Source organism: Thauera sp. K11 (assembly GCF_002354895.1).
In the GTDB taxonomy this organism is placed as follows: domain Bacteria; phylum Pseudomonadota; class Gammaproteobacteria; order Burkholderiales; family Rhodocyclaceae; genus Thauera; species Thauera sinica.
Map to the genome: position 1 here is coordinate 198206 of NZ_CP023439.1, position 22893 is coordinate 221098.

The 22893-nt window shown below is 64.7% G+C and carries 23 protein-coding genes; 7 read left to right on the forward strand and 16 right to left on the reverse strand.

What is annotated here, in order from left to right:
* Positions 1–673 precede the first annotated feature (673 nt).
* Together CCZ27_RS00975 and mobH are read right to left on the reverse strand one after the other, a co-directional pair.
* Positions 674–2392 (reverse strand): AIPR family protein, encoded by a 1719-nt coding sequence (locus tag CCZ27_RS00975; protein ID WP_157748398.1) that lies wholly within the window; start codon positions 2390–2392, stop codon positions 674–676.
* A gap of 476 nt (positions 2393–2868) precedes the next feature.
* Positions 2869–4665 carry a MobH family relaxase gene (gene mobH / locus CCZ27_RS00980; protein WP_096444956.1) on the reverse strand — a complete coding sequence of 599 codons (1797 nt, stop codon included), beginning with the start codon at positions 4663–4665 and terminating at the stop codon, positions 2869–2871.
* Positions 4666–4981: 316 nt separating this feature from the next.
* Between mobH and CCZ27_RS00985 the strand changes: the two genes are divergently transcribed.
* The 3 genes from CCZ27_RS00985 to CCZ27_RS00995 all read left to right on the forward strand — a co-directional run bounded on the left by CCZ27_RS00985 (position 4982) and on the right by CCZ27_RS00995 (position 6162).
* On the forward strand, positions 4982–5302 hold the full coding sequence (locus tag CCZ27_RS00985; protein ID WP_096444957.1) for a type II toxin-antitoxin system PrlF family antitoxin: 321 nt from the start codon (positions 4982–4984) through the stop codon (positions 5300–5302).
* Positions 5302–5721, forward strand: a complete 420-nt coding sequence (locus CCZ27_RS00990; protein WP_443081529.1) for a type II toxin-antitoxin system YhaV family toxin — start codon at positions 5302–5304, stop codon at positions 5719–5721. Before CCZ27_RS00985 ends, CCZ27_RS00990 begins: the two co-directional genes overlap by 1 nt.
* Positions 5722–5787: 66 nt before the next feature.
* Complete coding sequence (locus tag CCZ27_RS00995) at positions 5788–6162, forward strand: DUF3742 family protein (protein ID WP_096444958.1); 375 nt, start codon at positions 5788–5790, stop codon at positions 6160–6162.
* On the opposite strand, the gene CCZ27_RS01000 is transcribed toward CCZ27_RS00995, so the two are convergent.
* Positions 6156–7715 (reverse strand): conjugal transfer protein TraG N-terminal domain-containing protein, encoded by a 1560-nt coding sequence (locus CCZ27_RS01000; protein ID WP_157748399.1) that lies wholly within the window; start codon positions 7713–7715, stop codon positions 6156–6158. The two genes, CCZ27_RS00995 and CCZ27_RS01000, sit on opposite strands and share 7 nt — an antisense overlap.
* A 3-nt stretch (positions 7716–7718) precedes the next feature.
* Positions 7719–8060: a hypothetical protein gene (locus CCZ27_RS01005; protein ID WP_096444959.1), complete on the reverse strand. Its 342-nt coding sequence runs from the start codon at positions 8058–8060 to the stop codon at positions 7719–7721.
* A 239-nt stretch (positions 8061–8299) separates the two neighbouring features.
* Between CCZ27_RS01005 and CCZ27_RS01010 the strand changes: the two genes are divergently transcribed.
* Together CCZ27_RS01010 and CCZ27_RS01015 are read left to right on the forward strand one after the other, a co-directional pair.
* Positions 8300–8971 carry a hypothetical protein gene (locus CCZ27_RS01010; RefSeq protein ID WP_096444960.1) on the forward strand — a complete coding sequence of 224 codons (672 nt, stop codon included), beginning with the start codon at positions 8300–8302 and terminating at the stop codon, positions 8969–8971.
* Positions 8964–9674, forward strand: coding sequence for an RES family NAD+ phosphorylase (locus tag CCZ27_RS01015; protein ID WP_096444961.1), 711 nt, complete (start codon positions 8964–8966; stop codon positions 9672–9674). The genes CCZ27_RS01010 and CCZ27_RS01015 overlap by 8 nt, the downstream gene beginning before the upstream one ends.
* A 60-nt stretch (positions 9675–9734) precedes the next feature.
* On the opposite strand, the gene CCZ27_RS01020 is transcribed toward CCZ27_RS01015, so the two are convergent.
* The 6 genes from CCZ27_RS01020 to CCZ27_RS23210 all read right to left on the reverse strand — a co-directional run bounded on the left by CCZ27_RS01020 (position 9735) and on the right by CCZ27_RS23210 (position 14465).
* Positions 9735–11132, reverse strand: a complete 1398-nt coding sequence (locus CCZ27_RS01020) for an integrating conjugative element protein (RefSeq protein WP_096444962.1) — start codon at positions 11130–11132, stop codon at positions 9735–9737.
* Positions 11133–11139: 7 nt separating this feature from the next.
* Positions 11140–12075 (reverse strand): TIGR03756 family integrating conjugative element protein, encoded by a 936-nt coding sequence (locus tag CCZ27_RS01025; RefSeq protein WP_096444963.1) that lies wholly within the window; start codon positions 12073–12075, stop codon positions 11140–11142.
* Positions 12072–12503: a TIGR03757 family integrating conjugative element protein gene (locus CCZ27_RS01030; protein ID WP_096444964.1), complete on the reverse strand. Its 432-nt coding sequence runs from the start codon at positions 12501–12503 to the stop codon at positions 12072–12074. Before CCZ27_RS01030 ends, CCZ27_RS01025 begins: the two co-directional genes overlap by 4 nt.
* A 164-nt stretch (positions 12504–12667) precedes the next feature.
* Positions 12668–13243 carry a hypothetical protein gene (locus CCZ27_RS01035; RefSeq protein WP_096452031.1) on the reverse strand — a complete coding sequence of 192 codons (576 nt, stop codon included), beginning with the start codon at positions 13241–13243 and terminating at the stop codon, positions 12668–12670.
* A 109-nt stretch (positions 13244–13352) separates the two neighbouring features.
* Complete coding sequence (radC, locus tag CCZ27_RS01040) at positions 13353–13853, reverse strand: RadC family protein (protein WP_096444965.1); 501 nt, start codon at positions 13851–13853, stop codon at positions 13353–13355.
* A 393-nt stretch (positions 13854–14246) separates the two neighbouring features.
* Positions 14247–14465: a hypothetical protein gene (locus CCZ27_RS23210; protein ID WP_157748400.1), complete on the reverse strand. Its 219-nt coding sequence runs from the start codon at positions 14463–14465 to the stop codon at positions 14247–14249.
* 177 nt (positions 14466–14642) lie between these two features.
* Here CCZ27_RS23210 and CCZ27_RS01045 point away from each other — a divergent pair, with 177 nt between their 5' ends.
* Together CCZ27_RS01045 and CCZ27_RS01050 are read left to right on the forward strand one after the other, a co-directional pair.
* Positions 14643–15254 carry a DUF6088 family protein gene (locus CCZ27_RS01045; RefSeq protein ID WP_096452033.1) on the forward strand — a complete coding sequence of 204 codons (612 nt, stop codon included), beginning with the start codon at positions 14643–14645 and terminating at the stop codon, positions 15252–15254.
* On the forward strand, positions 15247–16266 hold the full coding sequence (locus tag CCZ27_RS01050) for a nucleotidyl transferase AbiEii/AbiGii toxin family protein (RefSeq protein ID WP_096444966.1): 1020 nt from the start codon (positions 15247–15249) through the stop codon (positions 16264–16266). The genes CCZ27_RS01045 and CCZ27_RS01050 overlap by 8 nt, the downstream gene beginning before the upstream one ends.
* Here the strand turns inward: CCZ27_RS01050 and CCZ27_RS01055 are convergent.
* Genes CCZ27_RS01055 through CCZ27_RS01080 form a run of 6 tightly spaced genes read right to left on the reverse strand, consistent with a single transcriptional unit; the run spans position 16250 to position 22881 of the window.
* Positions 16250–19135, reverse strand: a complete 2886-nt coding sequence (locus CCZ27_RS01055; protein WP_096444967.1) for a conjugative transfer ATPase — start codon at positions 19133–19135, stop codon at positions 16250–16252. The two genes, CCZ27_RS01050 and CCZ27_RS01055, sit on opposite strands and share 17 nt — an antisense overlap.
* The gene (locus CCZ27_RS01060) at positions 19135–19569 is read right to left on the reverse strand and encodes a TIGR03751 family conjugal transfer lipoprotein (RefSeq protein ID WP_096444968.1); all 435 of its coding nucleotides are present in this window, start codon (positions 19567–19569) and stop codon (positions 19135–19137) included. The genes CCZ27_RS01055 and CCZ27_RS01060 overlap by 1 nt, the downstream gene beginning before the upstream one ends.
* Positions 19550–20953, reverse strand: coding sequence for a TIGR03752 family integrating conjugative element protein (locus tag CCZ27_RS01065; RefSeq protein WP_096452037.1), 1404 nt, complete (start codon positions 20951–20953; stop codon positions 19550–19552). The genes CCZ27_RS01060 and CCZ27_RS01065 overlap by 20 nt, the downstream gene beginning before the upstream one ends.
* Complete coding sequence (locus tag CCZ27_RS01070; protein ID WP_096444969.1) at positions 20943–21827, reverse strand: TIGR03749 family integrating conjugative element protein; 885 nt, start codon at positions 21825–21827, stop codon at positions 20943–20945. The genes CCZ27_RS01065 and CCZ27_RS01070 overlap by 11 nt, the downstream gene beginning before the upstream one ends.
* Positions 21824–22486, reverse strand: coding sequence for a PFL_4703 family integrating conjugative element protein (locus tag CCZ27_RS01075; protein WP_096452035.1), 663 nt, complete (start codon positions 22484–22486; stop codon positions 21824–21826). The genes CCZ27_RS01070 and CCZ27_RS01075 overlap by 4 nt, the downstream gene beginning before the upstream one ends.
* Positions 22483–22881 (reverse strand): TIGR03750 family conjugal transfer protein, encoded by a 399-nt coding sequence (locus CCZ27_RS01080; protein WP_096444970.1) that lies wholly within the window; start codon positions 22879–22881, stop codon positions 22483–22485. Before CCZ27_RS01080 ends, CCZ27_RS01075 begins: the two co-directional genes overlap by 4 nt.
* Positions 22882–22893 lie beyond the last annotated feature (12 nt).

Below are 22893 nucleotides of genomic sequence, written 5' to 3' on the forward strand. Positions count from 1 at the left end.
AGGGTGTGGCGCTGTGGGTGAGTTCGCGACTCTCGGACTATGGTGGGGGAGGGTTTCATAAGGACTCCAAGGCCCACCACCCAGCAAGCCGTGCTCGCCGCGACGTCCCGGCAGCTCGATGCCGACCCAGAGTGACGAGGAAATCCAGGTCGCGGTAGTCGCGCTGGGTGAAGTGCTAGGCGTTGTCGATGCGTGCGAAGCGGTTGCGATATTGGCCGCTGGCGACGATCTGCAGCGGAAAGTTTTCGATGGCCTGCAGCACCGTGTAGGGGGAGCGTGCGGTTGCGGCGCCGACGGCTTAGCCCACTCCGATGAGGTGTGCGTATTCCAATGATGCTGACCAGCTAGTCCAGCAATATGATCGCTCGAAAGGATGTTCCTCCTTCACGCATTCGGCTCCTATCGGTCAACACCAGCTTCTCACCCCAAGGGCGGAGCAGTCGTACCGGGGACTGTTCCAGTCAAATACCGGCCGCTCACGACTCTGCTATGGTCGCCGGCTCCTCAGTCTTGTGGACCTTCGTGCAGTCTCCGAGCAACTCTGACTGAAAAATATGCTTGCTGCAGGCACCCGGCGAATGTAACTCGGCGCGCGTTTTGCGGATCCGCAGGCGCCCCCGACACAACGAATCAGAAGCACTGAATCGTTGCGCTGATGCTGAAGAACTATTCTCTAAACGGCACTAGCCTTGCTCGCGTTCGGCACCAGCAGATTAGTGAATTCTTTGCTTCGAACCGCAACCTCACTACTCAATTTTGACTTCGCTAAAACGGAATCGAGCCGCTTGGTCGCGTCAGTAACAAAGTCTAGTAGGCGATTTCGATCATCAAAAGCCGTCAATGACGCCTCGCACTGGGCATTGAACTCTTTGCCGCTAAGCGCCTGAGTACGGACGTTAGCACTCGTAATCAAGAGCATCAGATGAAACTTATAATCCTTATATTTCCGATCGATCCGCCTATTCTCGAATAGGTGACTAATGCGCTGAAATAGCAGAGAGCTGGTGTAATAACCAATTGGATCATGCTCTGCGACAAAAAGCTTCTCTCTATAGCTATCGAGAAGTTCGCCGTAGTATCGATGATTGCTATGTGGCTGCCGCAGAAACGTTGCAACATAAGCCTTAACCTGGGCGGCAAGCGTAATCACATGATTTGGCTTGATGGCCGGAAGATGCTGATATTGCTTCGATCTACGCTCGTAATAGATCGGAAATGCTGATTTCTTAGTTCTAGAATTATAATATTCTTCCAGCTCTTTGTGGAACGGCCTCAGTGACTCAAAGGCTTCACGCTTAACCTCTGTTTGGCTGTTCGTCGCCTCAACAACCTCAGTAATAATATCAGGATCGTTTGTCTCAATTATCTTGACTGGGACATATGTTTGCTCCGACAGAATAGCACGCTGCTCGAAAACGATATTGCTAGTTTGACATCCATTAACAACCTGGAAGTCAGATAACTTCAGCTTGCTTCCAATTTGCTCGATTTGTTTTGATATTATAGTCACGCCATTATTGAGAAGGGCAAGTCTCGTCTGCTTTACCGGATTGGAGAGCGTTTCATGAATCTCACGATTGACAGCATTGTGGCCTTGAAAATCACGAACATTGTCATAGAAGAGGCTCTTTTGCAGATTCCCTTCGTCGTCACTTAGAAGCAAAACAAAATCCTTGGCACGAAGAGCGCCAAGAAAAGAACGAGTCACCCCATCCATCTCAGGCAGTGCTGTCTGATAGTCCAGACGAATTTCCTTAACCACTCGCCGCTGTAATTCTCGAAAAATGGATTTCAATTTGTCTGCATCGATGAAGTGCAAGTCTTGATTGCTTAGCATCTTCCGCTGCCCAAGCTCTCTCAGTTCGCGTGCGGCTCTTCCTCGAATAGGATCCGGATCCTTCCATTCACCGGTTGTTACAAAGTACATATTTAGTGACGGCAACTTGGTAAACTGAATAGAGAGCTCATACACCGCCTCCCTAATCCGCCGCAATTTCTGAATACTGTCGTTCTCCGGCATCGAAGGAGCTTCATCAAACAGACTCTTGACACCGAATAGAAACGTTCCAACTTGATCGCCCTTGAATTTGGACGAGGATTTTGACTGTATCAAATAAAAGTCAACATCCAGATAGCCATTCCGCTTTGCCACTTCGCGCACCTGTTCAGGTGTTGTTACGAAGATGCCATTGATGATCACGGCAGCACCATCCAATCCGGCGTCATCGCCTCCACCTAAAGAAGCATCTTCGAAATCGAAATTGCGCGGATACTGCTTCGAGACAATGCAGAAGTTCACAAAGTGCTCGAACTTCTCGTCATCTTTAAGACTGGATATCTCGTATTGCTCGGCAAAACTATGCAGATAGGACTCTAGGACGGTGTCTTTCATCTCGGTCTCGGCGAACGGTAGGAGCCTCCGCCCAAGTAACACGGGGGCTACGGATTCTTGAAGTAAAGATGCACTGAGTATAGCTGCAAAACATCTGCATGCCGACTCCGGCGGAGCACCCGCCCGCGTCCTGAACTCGTGTTTGGAGCGCTCTAAGTCTCATTCAGTAGGGGCGACGAGAGAAAGTGACGGTGGCGGATCGAGGCTCAGGCCGGGCCTGTGAAAGGGTGTGTGCAACTAACACTCGGATGCCAGCGAAGGTCTGTCCGTGGATTGACGGCTACGAATGGCTGCTCGACCCAAAACTCTGCCAATGAGTCCGCCGAGACGTGGATGGCCGCAAAGGGTCGATTCCTGCTGGTCACGTTGCCGTACTGGGTGCTCACGAAGAAATGGACTGACCGGTCATGAATGACCGGAATATGCAAGACGATATAAGAGAGTCAGGCCGGTGATGGTTTGATGCAGTCTAAAACCTATGCATCTCCCAGCAGTTTCAAGTACGGGTTGTTGGCGGGGGGCTCTGCGAAAATCTCCCTTGGCGAGTTGAGCAGATAGCCGTGTAGCCGCCTGGATTTGCGCGGACCCGTGACTTCGCAGGTCCAGATGTTCCGGCCGTCGCCCTTCCTGCGGTGCAGTTGCAGTTTCTCGAAGCGTTTCTGTATCCACTGCCAATCGGTCAGATTCTCCTGCTTGGCGAGGCGGGCGGTCTGCGGGTGTTCATGGGCGTAGCGCTGGAACACCCCTGGACTGACCAGGTAGGCCGTATCGGCCACGCTGTGCACCAGTGCCTTGGCGTCGTTGATGATGAGCCTGCGGCTCATGATGCTCTGTCGCAGCCAGGAGACGAAATGCTCGCCGGAAGGCGTCTCCGGCGTGCCTTCGTCGTCCGTGGCATGAAATCGCGTGGCGGCAGATGGAGGGGGAGGTGCGTCTTCCGGAGACAGTACCGGCGGTGTGGCGACGATGGCCGGCGTCGTCAGCCGGACCTCCACGCCAGGTGCGGTCGGAGCGGCGTCGGGCATGCCGAACAGTTCCAGCAAGCTATCGACGCCGTCACCGGCCGGCGTTATCTGCGGTGGTGCTGGCACGAAAGCCGATTGCGGCACCGATGTGGTGGGCGTGTCGTTGTCGGGTTCTACCGTCACCGTGCCGGCAAACGGCGCCGGCCGCTCGGCGCTTTCCCAGATCAGTGCCGGGGCCAGGCGCAGCAGCGTGAAGGTATGGGACCAGCCCGTCTCGCTAGTGACGGTGGCTCGCCAGATCGCCTTGCCGCCGGGCGTGGGCTGGAGCATGCCGTGGTCCTGCAGCACGTTGAACACGGCCGTGTTGCTGGCCGGAATGCCGTCGATGCCCTGGGCCAGCAGGTGGGCGCGCAGCTTGTCGGAGACGGTCTTGCTCACCAGCCACAGGGCATCCTGGGTCAGCCAGCCGTCCGAGGCTTGGGGCTGGTTGAGCTTCAGTTCTTCCTTGAGCAGGTAGCGCAGGCCTTCGAGCAGCTTGCGCTGCAGGGCATGCTTCGGCGCGGCCATCGCCCTGGCCGGATCGCCACCGAGTGCCTGGGCGACCGACGCGCGGTCGGCCTGAACGACCAGTTCGCCGAGCACGCCGGCGTGCTCGTACTGGCCCGCGAGCACATAGAGGAGGGCCGACCAGGCTTCGGCGTAGCCGCTGAGCCAGTCGAGGATCTCGCGGTCCAGCAGCCGATGGTAAAGCAGGCCGGAAGCTGCGCTGTGCAGGCGGTACGCGCGGTCCGGGCGATAGCGGAAGCGGTAGTGCTGCCGCAAGGGGCCGTGCCAGGGGTGCCAGGTGCTGCCGTCGGCCAGTTCGACGTGCAGGTCGACGGCGATCTTGCCGAGGTCGTGCAGCAGGGCGGCGTAGGCCGTGGCCGCAGTCCAGGCTTCGGACTGCGCAGCCTGATCCTCGGGCGTGGTGCCGGTGGGCAGCAGATACGACTGGCGCAGCTTCAAGGCGTAGGCGACGATTTCCAGTCCATGGTCCAGCATGCCCCCCGGATAGGCATGGTGGTGGCTCTCGGAGGCGGGGAACTGCTGGACCAGCTCGGCGTAGCGTTCCAGCGGGGTGAGGTAGAGTGCCGCGAACTGCTGGCGCGACAGCGACGTGCGCTGCCAGATGTGTTCCAGCAGGTGCTGTCGGCGTGGTGTCGACAGCAGGGTGGCGGCCGATTCCGGGCGCAGCAGCCCTTTGCCGTTTTCCGCGGCATCCGGCAGCGCTGCCGCTGCGGTGCGTTTTCGTTGGAACAATGCAAGCATCGGTGGCACCGGAAGCTGTGGCAGGCGGGGAGCCTTTTCCTTTTCAGGGTCGGGCCTTTCCCCTTGGCCCCGTTCCCTTTCCCCTTGGCCCTTTCGCCTTTCGGAGCCTTCTGGATATAGGGCAAGCTCGGTGGTTCAGCGACGATCAAAGCGGAAGTGGCCGGTGCCGGATTGATCGCGGAAGGCTTCGTGTGTCTCACCTACGATAGCCGCACAGCTCGAAGGACCGTACGCGATGCTTCCTCTGTCTCAAACTCACCTTGATGCGGTAAGGAATTTTCCTTACGATGCAGATGCTGCAGAAAGGGGTCCTGCCATGCCCGAAATCCACGAAATTGCGACCCTGACCTCCAAGGGCCAGATCACCTTGCCGAAGCCGATCCGCCAGGCGCTGGGGGTCGATGCCGGCGGCAAGGTTGTGTTCGAGCTGCGTGAGGACGGCCAGATCGTCGTCAGCCGTGCGGAGGCGGAGCATGAAGACCCGGCCATCGGCGCCTTTCTGGATCTGCTGGCGAAGGACATCGAAACCGGTCGCCACGTTCAGGGGCTGCCGGACGATCTGGCGCGGGCCATGCTGGCGCATGCTGGCCACGCCATCAGCTTGGATGAGGAGATCGACGGCGACGTGGTGATCTGATGCAGCGGCACGGATGGACGCTGCTGTTCCACGATTGCGTGATCGAACAGTTGCAGAAGCTGCACGGGGCCGCCCAGCGCGCGGAGCAAAATGATCCGGCGGGGTTCGAGTCGAACGCGAACGTCAAGCTCTTCAGGGCGCTGAGCCAGTTGATGCTGGAGATGGTGCCGGGCGATCCGTCACGGGACGAATATCGCCAGGGCAACACCTTGGGCCCGGAATATCGCCACTGGCGGCGGGCGAAGATCGGAAGGCGGTTCCGGCTGTTCTTCCGTTACGACTCGAAGGCGAAGGTGATCATCTACGCTTGGGTCAACGACGAGCAGACGCTGCGGTCGTCGGGTAGCAAGTCCGATCCGTATGCGGTATTCGAGAAGATGCTGGGACGTGGCAATCCCCCGAGGACTGGGCCGCCCTGATGGCAGCGAGCCAGGCCGATTGGCGCAGACGGGAGTAGGCAGGCAGACAGGTAGCAGGTGACGACGATGGCCACGAACAACCCTATCAGCAACGCAGAACGCTTCGGCCGCTGGCTCGGTCGCGGCTGGTACGCCTATGCGCGCGGTGAGCGGCGGGTGTCGGACTGGCTGGTCGTACAAGGCTTGCCCGCAGGTGCCGCGGTGGCGTTGCTATGGGTGGTGAAACTGGTCGTGCTGGGTATGCTGGCGTACGCCGCGTTCTGGCTGGCACTGCTGGTGGTGTTCGTTGTTGCTGCTGCCTGGGCCGCGGAACATGTCCTTGAAAAGGAAGAATATGGCGTCCTGAGGTACAAGACCGAGCAACAAGATCATCGGCAAAGTCTGTTCTACGATCCCATTAACTACAACGATGATCCCGATCCTCGATTCGATGATCACTGAGTCGAGAACCTAAGCTTTCTTTTTTCCTTTGCCTGCGTTTTTCCACGAACTGGCAATTGTGCCTGGCCCGCTGCCCCCGGCTTGTCCTGCCCCCGCGTGCCATCGGCCAACCCCTGAAGTACATTACCTGCACGGACTCCTGCCCAAGCTAGCGCCGTGATCCAGAACGCTGGAAGTACCAGGAACATCGTCGCCATCACGAAGTTCAGCAGCATGTCCCCGAAGCCATTATTCAGGCCCATCAACGGATTGAGGGTGCTGTGCGGATGGCTCCATGCCCAGCCCGACCCGTAGAGTGCATCGAGGATGGTCGAATCGATCCAGCGCGCGAGCTGGAACCAGAACTCCACGAAGAACAGGGCGAATTGCACCATGCTGACCGTTACGACGGTCTTCAGATCATAGGTGCCCACCACGAGCACAATCGGGATGCAGATCACCAGCGCCATTTTCAATAGCGCCAGCGCCATCGGCAGCGCCTGCCGCACCACGTCCATCGCTGGAAAGTAGGCCAGCGACCCCATTGCCAATCCGACGTTGCCCGCCGTGCGGGCAATGACGTTGGGCAAGGTCATCTCGATTTTCCCGCCGTAGTCCGTATAGACCGCGCCCTGATTGAGTTTCTGTTGCCTCGGCATGGCGATCGCGCGGATGACCGAGTCGTCGACCTCGGTGCGGCTCAGAAAGCCGGCCCAGCCTGCCACCCGCGTCAGCAGCCCGGGATCGATCTGGGCGAGTAGCTGCGCCCGTAGCCCGCTGTTGCCATCGGACCACCACTGCCGGCAAGTCGGGTAGCCACCGCCGCTGGGCACCTCGGCCAGCCCGGCGTCGCGCGCGGCGTTATAGGGCCAGGCGTCGCGTGGCGTGCTGGAACGGTAGCTGTCGTAGAAACCGGGCGTGCCGACGAAGTGGTTCGAGCCGATCCAGGTCACGTCGTGCATCTGCGCCTCGCTCAGGCTCGGGCGGGTCATGAACAGCTTGGCGCGTGCCGGTCCGTAGCAGTCGTGGGTGAAATCGCTGACCTCCTGGGCCAGCAGCGGATCGTCGATGCGGGTGGCGTCGATCTCCATCCGGATCTGCCGAAGGTCGGTCCCGCAGGGAATCGCCGCCACCGAAGCACCGGTGATCGCGCGCGAGATCGCGTGCATGAAGAACCACCACACCGGCACCTTCGCGGACTGATTGTTGAGCGTGCTGAAGGACTGCGACCAGCCCGTCTCCGTAGGCTCGGGCACGTTGACCTGGCATTGGACAGAACGGGTGCGATCGAACCGGAGCGTGCCGAAATCCACGTCGATGAACGGAATGCCGGCGAACAGGATCACCACGATGGCCACGAAGGCGCGGTTTTCGATGCGGGCAGAACTCAGGACGCCTTTGTTGCCCTCGTCGGCGCCTTCGGCGCGTGCCCGGAGCCATTCCTGGATGATGATCGCCAGGAAAGGAAGGGCAAAGACGCCGCTGGCGACCAGCACCGCCCAGATGCCGTTGTGGACGATCCAGCTCACCAGCGTCAGGTAGTACTCCAGGTAATCGGTGGTGTAGAGCGTCATGGCTCATCCGGCCTGCACGAACCGGCTGATTTCCAGCGCGGCGATCGCCAGCACCGCCCCGAGCTCCGCCCGCAGCAGGCGGTGGTGCGAGCCGGCCTCCGGTTCGCGCGCCAGCAGGCGCCGGCGCATCCACAGCCAGCCCCAGGCCGTGCCGGCATAGAGCAATAGGCGCCAAGCGAGGAAATGGCCGGCCTGTGCGTCCATCCACCGCTGCCAGCCTTCGATGCTGCCGGCCAGCCGGATACCGACGAGGTTGGCGGCGATCGCTGCGACCAGCAGCAGGATCGTCCACAGCAGTGCTGGGTCCAGACGCTGCCCCCATCGGCGGAGCACGGCGCGGTTCACGGCCGTGCGCTCCCGGTGTAGCCCGGTGGTTCGGTCGGGTGGCCCTCGATAGCCGTCATGTTCAGGTTTCCGGTGATCGACGAAGTCTGCAGTTCAGCCTTAGCGGCGTGCGGCCGCAACAAAGAAAGGGAACGTCGCCGTTTCCGATTCCGGGAGGCGGGAACGAGTGGACGTGACAGTGTGGATTATTATGGTTATATTGGATTGATCAGATTCTTGATAATCAACTGGAGATCGCCATGAGCGCCGTACATGATTCGCCCGCCTTCTCCGCGCTGGTCGGAACGCCCCGGGAAGTGCGAAGCCGGCTCGACAAGTCCAAGGCCCGGCAAGTGATCGTGCTGCCGGTGGAAGAGGCGGACTCGAAACACGCCGACCTGCTGGTCCAGACGCTGAACTCTGTTGCAGCTTTCATCACCGTGAAACTGAGGGAGCAGGACGAGCAGGTTTTCAAGGCTTTGGTCAACGCCGTGGTGCCCAAGGCGCCGCCCTCGCCGAACTTGGTCAAGGAGGCGGTGATGGTGGCGCGGGCGCGCAAGGCCGTGCTGGAGGGCGCGGACTGGCTGACCGCCGCCCAGGTCGCCGAGGTGGCGGGCCTGAGCGCGAGCAACCCGAGCACGCAGCCCAACAAATGGAAGCGTCAGCGGCAGATCTTCGCCATCCACCACAATGGCGTCGACTACTTCCCCGGCTACGGCCTGGACCCCGAGACTGGCTACCGGCCACGCAAGGCTCTCAAGCCCATCCTCGAAGTCTTCGGTGACGAGAAGGACGGCTGGGGCTTGGCGTACTGGTTCCTCTCCGCCAACAGCTTCCTGGGGGGACGCAAGCCGCAGGATGTACTGGCGAGTGAGCCCGAGCAGGTCCTCGCCGCGGCCAGGGATGAGATCGAAGAAGTGGCCCATGCCTAGGCAGAAGAAACCCGCGCCGGCCCAGATCCATCCGCCACCGGCGGCCACTGATGACCCTCTGACGCCCAAGCCGCCGGCCACGCTCCACGTCACGCCCGTCACCCTTTCCCGTGGGCAGACGCTGCACCGAGTGCATTCGGACGAATATAAGGGCGACCAGTTCAATCCCGGCCTCAAGGGCAACGCGCGTTTCAGCCCCATCCGCAATGCCAAGGGCGATCCGGTCCCGACCCTCTATGCGGCCGGCACCTTCGAGGCGGCCCTGATGGAGTCGGTGTTCCACGACGTTCCTCATACGCCCGGCTTCAAGCAGTTCGACAAGCGCAAGCTGCAAGGGCAGATGCATTCCGAGGTCCAGGCCACGCAGGACCTGAAGCTCGCCGATCTCACCAGCAAGCCTTTGCGCAAACTGGGGGTGACACGCAAGCAATTGATCGATACAGAGAAGGATCAGTACCCGAAGACGCGCGAGTGGGCGCAGGCCATCCACGCGCAGCACCCCGACGTCCAGGGGCTGTACTGGACCTCACGCCAGGACGACTCCGCCCGTGCGGTGATGCTGTTCGGCGATCGGGTGCCCAAGGGTGTGCTGAAGCAGGTGGGCGATTCGCGCAGCCTGCTGGGCGAGCCGGCCTATGGCGAGGTGCTGGACCTGGCCGAGGTCATCGGCGTCGATATCGTGTCCGGCAAGGGCAACAGGTAAAGGCCGGCGGGGATCATGCGGATGCCGGAAACCCGGCCATCCGCATGTTTTCGTACCGGTTCAAGGGCTGCCACCAGGTGGCTGCTGCAACCGGTCAAGGCGGTTGCGCACTGGATCGCCTTGATAGATGCCGCGCGAGCCCGCAGCGCGCGTACTGTGGCGCTCGATGATCGCCATCGGCGAATTGCCCGCCAGCACCCGGCGCAGTTCCAGTTCGGTCTTGAGGTTGTGGATCTCGCGATCGAGGATGTCACTTTCATGCGAGATCGCCGTCTGGGCCAGCGCGTTGGCGGCGACGTTGGGCTCCTTGCGTCCGGTCAACACCATCCGCCGCAACAGCAGGGCTTTCTCCAGCACGCTCGCCAGGGCCACTTCCGAGGCCAGGCGGCGGGCCAGGATGTCCTGGTCGGGTTCGTCGCGCAGCGCCTCGATCACGCCGCGGGTGATCGGCAGCGAGGCGCTGCCGGCTTCCTGCAGGTTCTCGAAGGTGGTCGGCCGGCTGCCCGCAACCAGTTCCTGCAACACTGCGAGCTTGGTTTCGAATTCTTCCTGGATCAGCGGCGTCAGGCCCACGCCCGGCGTGGTCACGGTCTTGGTGCAGGCCTCGCAGGTGCGTTGCTCCTGCTCCCCCAGCACGCGTACGGCCCACGTCGCAGCCTCCCCGGGGGAGCGCCAGGTCAGGCACGCCAGGTTGCCGCTGCAGCCGGCCGGGTCGATGGCACTGGTATCCACGACGTCGCGGCCGTTCAGCAGGTTGTAGCCTGCCCGCGTGACGTCGCCGACGATGCGGACCGGCGCCTGCCCGGCGCCGCCCGCGCTGTCGCCGCCGACCCAGGGCACGCCGTTGTTGCCCCGGTTCGCCTCGGCCTGGTCGACGGCCGAGACGGCATCGGCGCTGCCGACCGCATCCCGCAGCGCGATGCCTTCGGCGAGCTGATCCCAGCCGAACTGGCCGCCGGCCATGTCGGCCATCCGCTCGGCCATGGCACGGCAGGTGAGCTTCGAGCGGTCGAAGTCCAGCCGGGCCTGCAGGATCCCGTTGGTCAGCAGGTTGTACAGGCCCGGATCGGCACGCTGGATGATCAGCGCCGGCAGGGAAGCAACCGCCGCGGTAGCGTTCTGGATCACCGACGACATGATGGCCTGGAAGCCGTTGGTGAGGCCGTTCAACTGGTTCTGGAGGGTGGTGGTGATCGACATGTCGCCGCAGATCAGATTGGCATTCCAGCCGACTCCGACGCCGATCGAACGCATGCCGGCCGCGCCGCCCATCGACACCGCGCGCCCGCCACCGATCGAATACAGCACGTCGTCGCCGATGACGGAACCCTGGTGCTGCACACCGTATTCGTTGACGCGGGTCTGGGCGCCAGCGCCTGTGTATGCCAGCGCCAGGCACGCGGCCAGCAGGGCCGGGCGCAGGCAGCGAAGGGGCAAGGAGGCGGGATGGATCATCATGGTGCCCTCAGTCGAAATCCGTGCTGCCCAGGAACACCTGGCCGCGCCGGCGGCAGCAGGCATAGGGGCGCCACAGCGCCCAGGCGTAATCGCCCCGTTGGGCCTGCACGCGGGTGTCCGTGTGCGGAAAGACCGCGCATGAGCGCGACAGCGTGGGCGTGAGTCCCTGCCACTTGCCGGTCGACGCATCGGTTTCCACCAAGGCGCCGGCCGGCCAGTAGCCGTCGTGGGAGTCGGCGAGCAGCGGCTGATAGACGTGGGGCTGATCCTCGCGGGTGACGACGTCGCCGGCACGTTGGGCCACGACGGCCCCGCTCATGTAATCGTCGGTCTGGTGCAGGAAGCCGCCGCGCGGGTAGACGTTCCCCCACAGGTTGAGGCCCGAGCGCGTGCCGATCTCGCGTCGGCCGGGGATCAGTGCCTCCGGGTAAGCCATCTCGGGCACGTTGTAGCGCCATGCCACGGTATCGAGGGTGCTCAGCAGGTAGGGCATGAAGGCGGTGCCGGCACCTTCACAGCTATAGCCGAAGGCTGCGGCGAATTCGCTGAACACTAGGCCGGCGGGGTGCCCGATGACGTCCGCGTTCTTGAACTTGGCGAGGTTGTTCTCGTGGTCCTCGTTGGTCGTGCCGTCGCCGCCGGCCCGGGCCGTTGCATTGGGCCGGCTCATGGCCTGCACCTCGGTCCAGGGGTTCTCGCCGGTGTTGCTGTAGCTCGATACGACGGCATCGGGCACGTAGTGCTGCACCTTCACCGAGGTGCGCACCGAGCAGCCGCCGTAGCTGCAGTACAGCCAGTAGCAGATCCCTACGACCCGGTAGTCGAGGCAGTCCGGCGAGAGGGCCGAAGACACGATGGTGGCGGTGTCGAGCGCGGACGATGACGAGGCCGCCGCCAGCAGGACGGTGGCGATGCCGGTGCGCACGCGGCGAGGGGGCTTCACGGCAGCGTCCTCCGGTGCGCTTCGATCAGCGCGATGGCCTTGGCTGCATCCGGCTCGCCATAGACGACGTAGCGCCGGTCCACGACGACAGTGGGAATCGTGGTGACGCCCATGCTCCAGGCATCGACCACGCCCTGATAGGCGGCGCCGATGCGCTGCTGCAATGCCGTGCCGCCTTCCGCCAGGCGCTGCCGGACGAGCGCGGTACCGCGGGGGGCGTCATCCGGCAGATCGGCGCTCAGTTCGGCCTCGATCCGTGCGGGTAGATCCAGCTCGATGACCCGCGCCTCGGCGGGGGCCTGTACCGGATGACGGCGGTCGGTGATGACGAGGATGTCGTCGGCCCGGGCCGGCAAGCCGAGCAGCGCTGCGCACAGCCCGGCGGTGAGCAGGTGCAGCCGAGGCAGGAAATGGAAGAAGGCGCGCATGTCGTGGCACCGCGAAGTCGATCACGCCGGTAGTCCACGCCAGCAGGGGCGAGGAAACGACAAACAAAGGGAAACCGGTGCTGCCCGATTGATGGCTTTCGGCGTGTGATCGGTCCTGATGGACGCCGGAAGAATGACGGGAGCCCAAAGGCTCCCGCGGGGGATCAAGCGCTTGCGTTTCGAATCGCGTCGCGTGTATGAGCACGCCATGACCGGTCCACCAGTCGGCCCTCCAGCACACGCGCTCGCAGGCTCAGGCGCTCGGCAGTGCTGAAGTTGTCCCAGCCGGCTTCAAGGGATGCCTCGTCGTACAGTTCGAAGGTCAGCTTGGCGACTCGTTCGGCCTCTTGGTCCGAGGCCACCGGTTGGCACCACTTGATGTGGGCGCTCATGGCTTCTCCGGCAAGCATGAGGCGATCGAAGCGATCGCGGACGATGAACAACTCGGGGACGAAGTCCAGGGCATCGGTGTCGCCGCCCGGATCGATTCGGTCCTGCCACAGCAGGGATGCGATCAAGGTCATCGCCTCCTCGATCAGGCCGCACTGCCCGACGTTCAGCGTGCCGGGCAACCAGAAGGTGCCGTAGGCGGGATCGTCTTCCAGATACTCGAAGCGACCCTGGCAGGTAATGGCGAACTGACGCCAGAACACGTCTTCGCGGATGTAGGTGCCGGGGCGGTAAGGCGTGGCGACGAAAGGAACGCCGTCGAAGTGGAAGAGGGGGAGCGTGGGGGTCATGGTGCACTCCATGGGAAGGGGTGCGTGGACGCCGGCAGACCCGTGCGGGCCTGACGGGGCCCGCACGGGTGGAGGAGAAGCGCCGGGTGCGGCACGATCGTGAGTACGGCTACAGCAGCCCGGCTTCGACAAACGAATACGGGGTGCCCCGGCCGATGATGAAGTGGTCCAGCACCCGGATATCGACGGTGGCCAGGGCGTCCTTGATCCGGCCGGTAATCGAAATGTCGGCGGAGCTGGGCTCGATCACCCCAGAGGGATGGTTGTGGGCAAGGATCACGCAGGCGGCGTTGAGTGCCAGCGCGCGCTGGACGACCACCCTGGGGTACACCGCGGTGCCGTCGACCGACCCCTTGAACAGGGGCTCGCAAGCAATGACCCGGTGGTGGGTGTTGAGAAAGACGACGGCGAAGATCTCGTTGGGTTCGGCCATCAGCGTCAGGCGCAGATAGTCGCGCACCTCGGCGGGACTGCCCAGGACGGGACCGGCCTTGAAGAGCCGGTCTTCCAGCAGGGCGATGGCCCGCTGGATGATCCAGTCATCGTTCGGGGGGAGGGGATGGGCCTTTGATTCCGCACGGGAGTCTTCGGCGGTGAGCACAGGGGACATGGCAACCTCCAATGGATGAAATCGGAGGCGCCCCAGGGAGGACGAATCCTCCGAAGGATGGCAAGAAGATGCAGCGGGTGAAGAGCGGACATCCACCACCGGGACGGCGGCTGTTCGCGGCGAGGGATGCGATGCGAACGGGGTCGATCAGCACGCGCGAAGCCGTGCCGTAGCCTTGAAGATCGTGGCTACCTGGGCATGTCGCCGACGGGGTCGGCAGGCATGGCTACGAATTCCGTGGAACCGGGTGGGTGAGCGGCGGACGTTTCCAGGTGCACCTTGATGCGCAAGTCGAGCATGCCGGCAGACCCGTGTGGGCCAACAATCCGGCAAGGTGCCCTCCCGGTTGTTATTCGGTTTCTACGCGCGACAAACGCCCCTCATCCCGACGCATCAAACGGACGTCGAACATGCCTGCTTGACCTTGCTCTCGCCAGCGGGAGGAGCCTCGACCCGCCGCCGTTCGTGAAGCCAAAGACTGGCGGGGACGTTGAACGTGAAGTCGCATTCCGGACAGACCCAATAGCCGTCTGTCTCTCCGAATGCGTGTTCAAACCGGTCTCTGGCAACCGGCGTATGGCAGCTCGGGCAGTTGAAGTGCGTCGTGCTCATGATGGTGCTCCTTGAGCTGTAATTTTATACACCATTCAAGGCTGCGCAAGCTGGCGTCGTTCAATCCGATGCTCCCGGGCAGGCTTCTGAACAGCGTTTTCCAAGCGATGCCTCGGTTTTGCGTGGCTTGTGGGTTGTTAGATTTATGTGCAAAATATCTAACAAATGGAGGCCCGCATGACTACCGCCCAAGCCATACGCGAACGTATCGCGGCGCACCCCGCCGGCGAGCCCTTCACCCCCGCGCTGTTCGCGGGGCTGGGGTCGCGTGCGGCCATCGACCAGACCCTGATGCGGCTCACCCAAGCCGGCCGGATCGAGCGCATCGGGCACGGCCTGTACAGCGTGCCCAAAGCGGGGCGCTTCGGCGTCAAGACGATGCCGCCCCCCGAGAAGGTGGTGCGGACGGTGGCGGCGAGCGAGGGGGCGACCATCGAGGTGCATGGCGCCGAGGCCGCGCGGCGCTTCGGCTTTTCGACGCAGGTGCCGGCGCAGCCGGTGTTCTGCACCTCGGGGTCGTCGCGCACGGTGCGTCTGGGCAGGATGGTGGTGCGCCTGCAGCACGTGGCGCCGCGCAAGCTGGTGTTGGCGGGACGGCCGGCGGGCCAGGCGCTGTCCGCACTGTGGTATCTGGGCCGCGGCCAGGTCACCCCCGCAACGTTCGGGCGCATCGCCGAGAAGCTGCCGGCAACCGAGTTCGAGGCCCTGCGCGAGGCCAAGTCCTCGATGCCGGCCTGGATGGTGGAAGCACTGGTCGGCTATGAGCACGGGGAATTCAAGCATGGCTGAGTCCCCCGTGCGCTATTTCGATCTCGCCCCGGCGGAGCAGGCCGAACTGCTGCACGGTCTGGCGCCGGTGCTGGGGCGCCGCGCCGAAATCCTGGAAAAGGACATCTGGCTGTGCCTGGCGTTGGGCATCCTGTTCAGCCTGCCCGGCCGCAAGCCGATGGCGTTCAAGGGCGGCACATCGCTGTCCAAGGTCTATCAGGCCATCGAACGCTTTTCCGAAGACATCGACGTCACGGTCGATTACCGCAGCCTGGTCGAAGACGCGCCCGATCTGGCGGCACTCGCCAGCAACAGCCAGCGAAAAAGGCTGTCCGATGCGCTCAAGGCGGCGCTGGCAGAGTATGTGACCGCCGAGTTGCTGCCCGCGCTGCGCGAGGCTCTGGCGCAGGCCCTGCCGGGGCGGGAGATCGCCGTCGAGATCAGCGACGATGCGGAAAAGCTCTGGCTCTACTATCCGAGCGCTGTGGAGAACGCGGACGCCTACCTGCGCCCGAACGTGCTGATCGAGTTCGGCGGGCGCAATGCCACCTTGCCGCAGGACACCCTGGAAATCGTGCCCGATGTGGCCGCGCATGTGCCGGGGCTGACATTTCCGGTTGCGCAGGTCGCGGTGCTGTCGCCCATGCGCACCTTCTGGGAAAAGGCGACGCTGATCCATGTCGAATGCCATCGCCCGGATCTTCGGGCGGGGGCCGAGCGGCTGTCGCGGCACTGGTACGACCTGGCGCGGCTGGCCGACCACGAGGTCGGCCGCAAGGCCATTGCCGATGTCGAACTGCTGCGCGACGTGTTGAGCATCAAGGAGACGTTCTACCGCAGCAGCTACAGCCGCTATGACCTGTGCCTGACGGGTGGTCTGCGGCTGGTCCCGGAGCGGGCGCAACTCGACGCCTTGCGGGAGGACTACCAGGCAATGATTTCCGCGCAGATGTTCTATGGCGACACCTTGTCGTTCGAGCGCATCATCGAGCGCCTGGCCGACCTCGAGCAGGAAATCAACCAGGGGTGGTGAGCGCATCCGGGTCGGTGTACAGGGCTTGCGGCTCGATGCCGCGGGTGCGGTCGATCATTTCGGCGATCCTGTGTGCCGCGTCCAGTTCGCCGATGCCGTATTGCTGCATCAGCCGGTAGCGCTCGGCTTTCTCTTCGGGTTCCGTTTGCGCGAGTGCGAGGTACAGGCTCGGCGGCACTGCACGGAACAGCAGTTCCATGCTACGCGAGAGAATGACCCCCTCCGAGAACTTCCCCGATTCCTTCCTGGCCGAGCGCATCAGCGCCTTCTGTGCCGGCGTGAGTTCGCGGAACCGCGCGATCTTGTCCACTTCGTCCGGCGGCATGCTGAGACAGACCCACCACTCGATCATGTTGAGCAGCACTTCCGCCTCACGTGGCAGATCGTCCAGATTCTGCGTCGCCAGCCAGAACCAGGCGCCCAGCTTGCGCCACATCTTCGTGATCTTGACGATGTAGGGCGACAGCAACGGGTTCCTGGTAATGATGTGGCCCTCGTCGGTGACGGAGAGGATGGGCCGTCCCAGGAACTGGTCGCGCTCGGCGATGTTGTTGATGGTGTTGATGAGGCTGATGTAGGCGATCGAGAGCTGGGCGTTGTAGCCTTCCCTGGCATAGGTCGCCAGATCGACGATGGTGATGTCCGCTTCCGGCCAGGGCGTGCCCGGGCGGTCGAACATCTCGCCGTCCGCGCCCTGGGTGAAGAGGTTCATCGCATCGGCCATCTCCAGCAGCCGGGTGCGGCGGATGTCCGGCAGGCTCATGTCGGCCCCGCGTTCGCGCAGCGCGTCGCGCACGTCGCGCGTCAGCACCGTGTGCTGTTCTGCGTGGCAGCGATGGGCGGCATCGAGGATGCACTGGCGGATCAGGCTGCGGTCGGCGCGGGTCATGCGCGCTTCTTCGCGCTCCTCGCCGCCGGTGATCATCAGGCGGGCGGTGATTTCCAGCTCGCCGAGCACGTCGCGCTGCTCGTCGCCCGCGGCCGTGTCTTCCACATCGTCCAGCGCATCGGCATCGAGGGTGTGCACCTGGCTCGGCGTGTCCACCAGGCGCCGGGCGTCGGCAAACGGCGCCAGGCTCACGCCCGCTCCGGGTGCGAGCTTCACGCGATGCACCGACATGCCCAGCCGCGCGGCATGCTCGCCGAACAGCCCGAAGCTGTTGCCGGCTTCGACGATAAACAGGCGCGGGCGGTAGATCGCCGCGACCTGGTTGAGGATGTTGTTGAGGGTGGCGCTCTTGCCCGAGCCGGTCGGCCCGAAAAAGAACATATGCGCGTTCATTTGCCGGTCGAGGCGGTTCAGCGGATCGAAGGTGACGAGGCCGCCGCCGCGATTGAACACCGTGATGCCCGGGTGCCCGGTGCCCTGGCTGCGGCCCCACAGCGGCGCCAGGTTGACGGCGTGCTGCACGAACATCAACTGCGTGTACCACTGGCGCTTGTCCTTGGCCGGGTCATAGACGCAGGGCAGCCAGCGCAGGTAGGTATTGAGCGGCGCCACCTCGTCATCCTCGCGCACCGGCTGCAGGCCGGCGTTGAGGAGCACGTTGCCCAACTGCAGCCCGCGCGCGTCGAGTTCAGCCAGGTCGCGGCCCCGCAGGTAGAACGTCAGCGCGCCGCGATAGAGCTTGTGTGCGCTGCCGATCAGTCCCCGTGCCTGCTCTACATCGTGGCGGGTCTGCTCGGAGGCGATCGTCTCGCCGACCGCCTTGCGCGCCAAGTGGTTCAGGTGTGCCTCCAGCACGTCCTGGGGCGTCGCCACCAGCGTCAGGCACAGGATCGTGCCTTCCGGAAGCTGATCGAACAGCGCATTGATCGCATCGCCGCCCTTGCGGGTCTCGCCGGTGACGTGGCCCGTGGACGGCGGCATCCGCAGGCGGTCGACACTGATGGCCCGGTGCGGCAGGTCGTCGAAGTACCACAGTCCCTCAGCCACGTCCGAGCGGGGCTGGCCGAAGAACAGGCGCTGCGCGAAGTCGGTGCCGCTGGCCAACTCGATCTCGCCCGGCTCGGTCTCCTCAGGATAACGGGTCAATGCGTAGAAGCGCTCACGGTCGGCCTCGCTCGGGCCGAGCAGGGTCGGGTGCGGGTTGAACCAGCGCAGCAGCCAGTCGTATACGTCGGCTGCGCCCAGGCGCCGGCTGTGCACGCCGGCATTGGCGAGGCCGCCGGTGAGGCGCTCGCAGACGGTGTTCAGGGCGTGTTCCGGCGATTGCCCGCGGCGCACCGGCGTCTGGCCGACGCGCCGGTAGACGACCATGCGCGTGCGCCGGGTCTGGCCGCGCCAGGGCAGGCGGGAGACGGTGTGGTCCTCGAACAGGCCACCGGATTTCGAAATGGCGCGCAGGTGGTGCGCGAAGTGGCGCAGGTAGAACTCGGTGAAGGCGCTGCCCTGGGCGCGGGGCTGGACGTAGCGGCGCAGGGTGTCGAGGTAGGGGTCCCAGGCGGTTTCGTCCTGTGCGTAGAGCTGGATCACCCAGGGGTGGTCGTCCAGTTCGTCGCACGCATCCTGCAAGGCGTTTTCCAGGGTGTCGCGCACCTGCAGCAGCCATTCGGGCTCGCGTCCCTCGGTGCCCACCGGGGTCAGTTCGTAGAACGCCGCGACGGACGCGCCATCTTCGAGCAGCATGCACTGCGTGTCGGGCAGGTATTCGACCCACGGCAGCAGATCGACGAAGGACGGCGCCACGTCGTACAGCGCCTCTTCGTCGGCCAGCGTGGCCGGCCGGCGCCGGGCATCGCGCGCGGTGCCGGGCTCGGGGATGCCGTGGGCGCGCAGGGCGGCGACGTGGCGCGCCCAGGCGTCGGCCGGCTGGTCCGGTCCGTTCGCGGCTTGCCGCTCCCTGGGCTTGAGTAACGACCAGGCCATCAGTAGTCTGCGGTCCGCGCGCCGGGCAGGGCGTACTGCACCCGCTGGTACAGCGGGAATACGGTGCTGTAGCCGGGCACGGGCACCGGATCGGTGCCGGCCAGATGCGGGAAGACGTACATCACCAGATCCGGATTCGGCAGGCGGTGGAACTGGCGGTCAATCTCGTTCTGCGCCGTGCGTGTGTAGCGGGCCTGCTCGCCGGGTGCAGCCCGCACGTCGGCTTCGGTCAGCGGCCGGCGCAGGGACTGGCGGGCGTCGAGCAGTTGCCGGGCGGCCGGACCGCCCCCGGCTCCGCCGCCGGTCTCGACGTTCCAGATGTCGAGCATGCTGCGATTGTCGTGGGGCAGCAGTTCCTCCTTGCGGGTGGCGCAGCCGCCCAGCACGAGGGCGAGGGCCAGCACCGCGAGGCCGTCAGTCCAGGTCCTGCGCATGGGGTGTACCTCCAAGGCGGCGATCGACGCGGCGACCGGCCGGGTCGTAGTCGATGGCAAGCGGTTGTTCGAGATGGACTGCCACCTGGGCACCGGGCTTCACGTACACCGCGGCGAAGGCCTGCCCGTAGAGTTTGTTGACCCACTGCGACATGTCCTGCACGCCGCCGGCGAGAATCCGGCCCACGGCTTCGTTGGCGGTGATGCCGACCGTGCCGATGGCGCCGTCGGCGCCGACATAGGCCATGCGGCCGGTGTCGGAATCGATCAGCGAGGCGGCGCCGGCCCCGGCGGCGGTAATGAGTGCCTGGGTGCCGAGGTACTGCTGGGCGTTGCTGCGCCGCTCGCCGGACACGCACGGAATGCCGTAGGGGTCGCTGATCCAGCCCAGGCCCTCGCGGTTGTTGCCACCGCTGCCGCTGCGTTCGCCGTCTTCCGGGATGGTGCGGATGGTGCCGTCGTCGAAGACAAACGTGACGCTGCGGATCTGTCCGCGTACGCAGGACAGCGTCCAGTCGCCGGAGGCCGTGCCGCTGACGACCATGCCGGTCACGTCGGGAATCTCGATACCGTTGGCAGTCAGGTTGTCCGGGCCGATCAGCACCTTGAACGGGAACGGATCGTTGACCGTGCCGTCGATCGGAATCCGGCCGATCAAGGCGGTCATGGCGACCGAGCCCATCAGCGTCGAATTGGTCGGCACGGTGTAGACCGGGGTCGTGGCGGGCACGCCCGCCGCGCGCCGGCCGGTCTCGACTGCGGATTCGGCGGCGCTCTCCAGCGTCTTCTGCGCCGGCCCGAAACGGGTCGGAAAGCTGAAGCTGCCGGTGCCGGGGCTGCGGCGCTTGCCGTCGTCGCGCACGTCGTCCGGCTCCACCCAGCGTACCGCCTCACCGCCGAAGCCGGCACCGTCGCCCGGTTCGAGCCCGAGGCCGACGGGCAACTCGGCATCCTTGTGACCGATGCCGTCGAGCCGCTGCTGCAACGCCTGCAGCAGCCCCTGGGTGCGCTGGCGCTCGGCGGCGACCTGTTCGCGGTCCTGGCGCAACTGGCTGCGCTCGGTTTCGAGCGCGCTGGCGATGCGCCGGTCGATGGCGCCTTCGCGCTGGCGCAGGCGCTCGTTCTCGTCGCGCTGGGCCTTGTTCTCGGTGAGCGCGCTTTGCAATTCGGTGCGCAGTTGCCGCACCTGGGCGACCAGGGTCGCCACGGTGTCGCGCGGGGTGTCGCCTTCGACACCGAGCCGTTGCGCCTCCTCGGGGGTGAGTCGAATGCCGGCCTCCGTGCCGGGGGGCGGCCCGTCGTTCGAGAACAGCTTGACTGCGGCGAAGACGAGCAGCAGCACAAACGGGATCAGCAGCCATTTGAGCAGGCCGTTACTTTGCATCGCGGCCTCCGTCATCGAGGCCGGGCACCGGCAGGTTGAGGCGAGCGTCGACCGGGGCGATGGCTGGCAGCAGGGCCTGCGCCAGACCGTGCCCGCGGGTGACGAGGTAGACGACGGTGGTGTCCTCCGGTGTGCCGGCCGGCCCCAGCGTGGCGTGCTGGAAGGTGGCGGTCATGAAGCGGCCCTGCAGCGTGCGCGGATCGAGGTCGAGCCAGTGCGCAGACGTGTTGCGCAGGCGCACGGCGCTGACCCACAGATCGTCCAGCCGCCAGGCCGCCAGTGCCCGGGCCTCGACCGGCAGCGTGGGCAGCAGGGTGTCCAGCGCCAGGTCGCGGCGCAAGCTCGCCCGCGTGATGCCGGGTACGGGGTCGATGGTGCGCAGGGGGGCGTACAGGCTTTGCGCGGCGTAGCGGGTCAGCACGACGGACACCGGCGTCTCGTGCCGCGCCGGCGTGCGGGCGACAGCCCCGTCATCATCGTCGGCGGCATCATTCCGTTGCTGGGCTGCACCGGCCTCGACGATGCGCACCGGTTCCAGTGGGGGCTGGCCTGCCTGCTCCGGCTCGGCGGCGATATCGATCAGGATCACCGTGCCGGTGTCGGCATCCTGCAATTGTAGGCGGGTCGGCTCGATCGGTTCGCTGGCGCGCAGGTAGACCGCGCCCGCCGCGCTCTGCACGCGCAGGCGCGCACCGACCGAGGCGGGCACGCCGACGCGCACGTTGCGGTCGATGAAGATCACCCGCTCCTCACCGACGACGAGCGGCACGGCCAGCGGCAAGCGTTCCCAGCGCAGGATTTCGAGCGGGTGTGCCGCGGCGGCGGACAGCGCCAGCGCAAGGACCGCGCAGGTGCGTGGCAACAGGCGGTTCATGGTGTGTCTCCCGGAGGAGGGGCAAGGTCGGCAGGCGCAGCGATGCGCTGGGGCGCCCCCTCGTAGCAGTCGATCACGAGGCCGAACGGATTGCGCGCCGGATCGACGTCCATGCGTGCGACCTTGAGGGGATAGCGCACGAACGCGCGTTTCACCTGCTCGCTGGCGTAGTACTCGTCGGCGGTGACGTCGAGCGTGACCACCCAGTCGCGGCGGGAAACCGTGCGCACGCGCAACGCGGGATCGTCGCCGTAGCTGCGGCCGGGAATCTCGTAGATGCCGCGCACGCGCCGGCGCAGTTCACCGGCAGTGCGGCGGTATTCGTAGTCCTGCTGCAGGAAGGCCTGGCAGGCCGGCGTGAAGTAGGGCGAGAGCGCGTGGAGATTGCGCGGGTAGTCCTCGTCGCCATTGGTCGGCCAGCGCTGAAGCTGTTGCCAGACGTAGAAGGCAAACGCATAGACATTCTCGGGCGGCACTTCCCACCAGGGCCGGGTGCTGCCCGTGCGCAGATCGGGCGGTACGTGGATCGTGAGGCTCTTCGGCGCGCTCCACCAGCCGCCCCCCATCACCAGCGCCAGTATGAACAACATGCAGACGCCCATGCGCAGGCTCCGGATGTGTGCTTGCAGGCGCTCGACCTCGTTCTTGAACCGGCTCACGGTGCCGTGCTCCTGCGCGTGCTCCACCAGCCGGAACGGGTGATCAGCCCGTGTCCGCCGACGAACGGGGCGAGCAGCGGCTGGCGCAGGGCCATCCGCCACTGGAGCTGCCGGTACAGCCAGGTGTCCGGCCGGCCGCGCTTGAACCGGCGCAGCGCACTGCCGCCGGCGAACACGCCGAGGGCGATCGCCAACACGATGGCGGTCGGGACGATGGCGATGGTGGCGAGCGCGAACGCCAGGGGCACGCCCACCATCAAGCCGAGCGCGCCCGACAGGCCGGCGCAGATCCACAGTTCATCGGCCGTCAGCCCGAGCACGACTACCGGGTGCCGGTTCAAGCGATGGGGCAGGAACGCCACCGTCCCGTCCGGGCGGATGTCCTGGTCAGCCATGCCGACGGCCTC

Coding starts and splice junctions, on each gene's coding strand:
- CCZ27_RS01070 (WP_096444969.1), bottom strand. CDS start 21,827: ATGAACCGCCTGTTGCCACGCACCTGCGCGGTCCTTGCGCTGGCGCTG.
- CCZ27_RS01055 (WP_096444967.1), bottom strand. CDS start 19,135: ATGGCCTGGTCGTTACTCAAGCCCAGGGAGCGGCAAGCCGCGAACGGA.
- CCZ27_RS01080 (WP_096444970.1), bottom strand. CDS start 22,881: ATGGCTGACCAGGACATCCGCCCGGACGGGACGGTGGCGTTCCTGCCC.
- CCZ27_RS00975 (WP_157748398.1), bottom strand. CDS start 2,392: ATGAAAGACACCGTCCTAGAGTCCTATCTGCATAGTTTTGCCGAGCAA.
- CCZ27_RS01030 (WP_096444964.1), bottom strand. CDS start 12,503: ATGCGCGCCTTCTTCCATTTCCTGCCTCGGCTGCACCTGCTCACCGCC.
- CCZ27_RS00995 (WP_096444958.1), top strand. CDS start 5,788: ATGGCCACGAACAACCCTATCAGCAACGCAGAACGCTTCGGCCGCTGG.
- CCZ27_RS01000 (WP_157748399.1), bottom strand. CDS start 7,715: ATGACGCTCTACACCACCGATTACCTGGAGTACTACCTGACGCTGGTG.
- radC (WP_096444965.1), bottom strand. CDS start 13,853: ATGTCCCCTGTGCTCACCGCCGAAGACTCCCGTGCGGAATCAAAGGCC.
- CCZ27_RS01050 (WP_096444966.1), top strand. CDS start 15,247: ATGGCTGAGTCCCCCGTGCGCTATTTCGATCTCGCCCCGGCGGAGCAG.
- CCZ27_RS00985 (WP_096444957.1), top strand. CDS start 4,982: ATGCCCGAAATCCACGAAATTGCGACCCTGACCTCCAAGGGCCAGATC.
- CCZ27_RS01065 (WP_096452037.1), bottom strand. CDS start 20,953: ATGCAAAGTAACGGCCTGCTCAAATGGCTGCTGATCCCGTTTGTGCTG.
- CCZ27_RS23210 (WP_157748400.1), bottom strand. CDS start 14,465: ATGAGCACGACGCACTTCAACTGCCCGAGCTGCCATACGCCGGTTGCC.
- mobH (WP_096444956.1), bottom strand. CDS start 4,665: ATGCTTGCATTGTTCCAACGAAAACGCACCGCAGCGGCAGCGCTGCCG.
- CCZ27_RS00990 (WP_443081529.1), top strand. CDS start 5,302: ATGCAGCGGCACGGATGGACGCTGCTGTTCCACGATTGCGTGATCGAA.
- CCZ27_RS01060 (WP_096444968.1), bottom strand. CDS start 19,569: ATGCGCAGGACCTGGACTGACGGCCTCGCGGTGCTGGCCCTCGCCCTC.
- CCZ27_RS01015 (WP_096444961.1), top strand. CDS start 8,964: ATGCCTAGGCAGAAGAAACCCGCGCCGGCCCAGATCCATCCGCCACCG.
- CCZ27_RS01020 (WP_096444962.1), bottom strand. CDS start 11,132: ATGATGATCCATCCCGCCTCCTTGCCCCTTCGCTGCCTGCGCCCGGCC.
- CCZ27_RS01010 (WP_096444960.1), top strand. CDS start 8,300: ATGAGCGCCGTACATGATTCGCCCGCCTTCTCCGCGCTGGTCGGAACG.
- CCZ27_RS01045 (WP_096452033.1), top strand. CDS start 14,643: ATGACTACCGCCCAAGCCATACGCGAACGTATCGCGGCGCACCCCGCC.
- CCZ27_RS01035 (WP_096452031.1), bottom strand. CDS start 13,243: ATGACCCCCACGCTCCCCCTCTTCCACTTCGACGGCGTTCCTTTCGTC.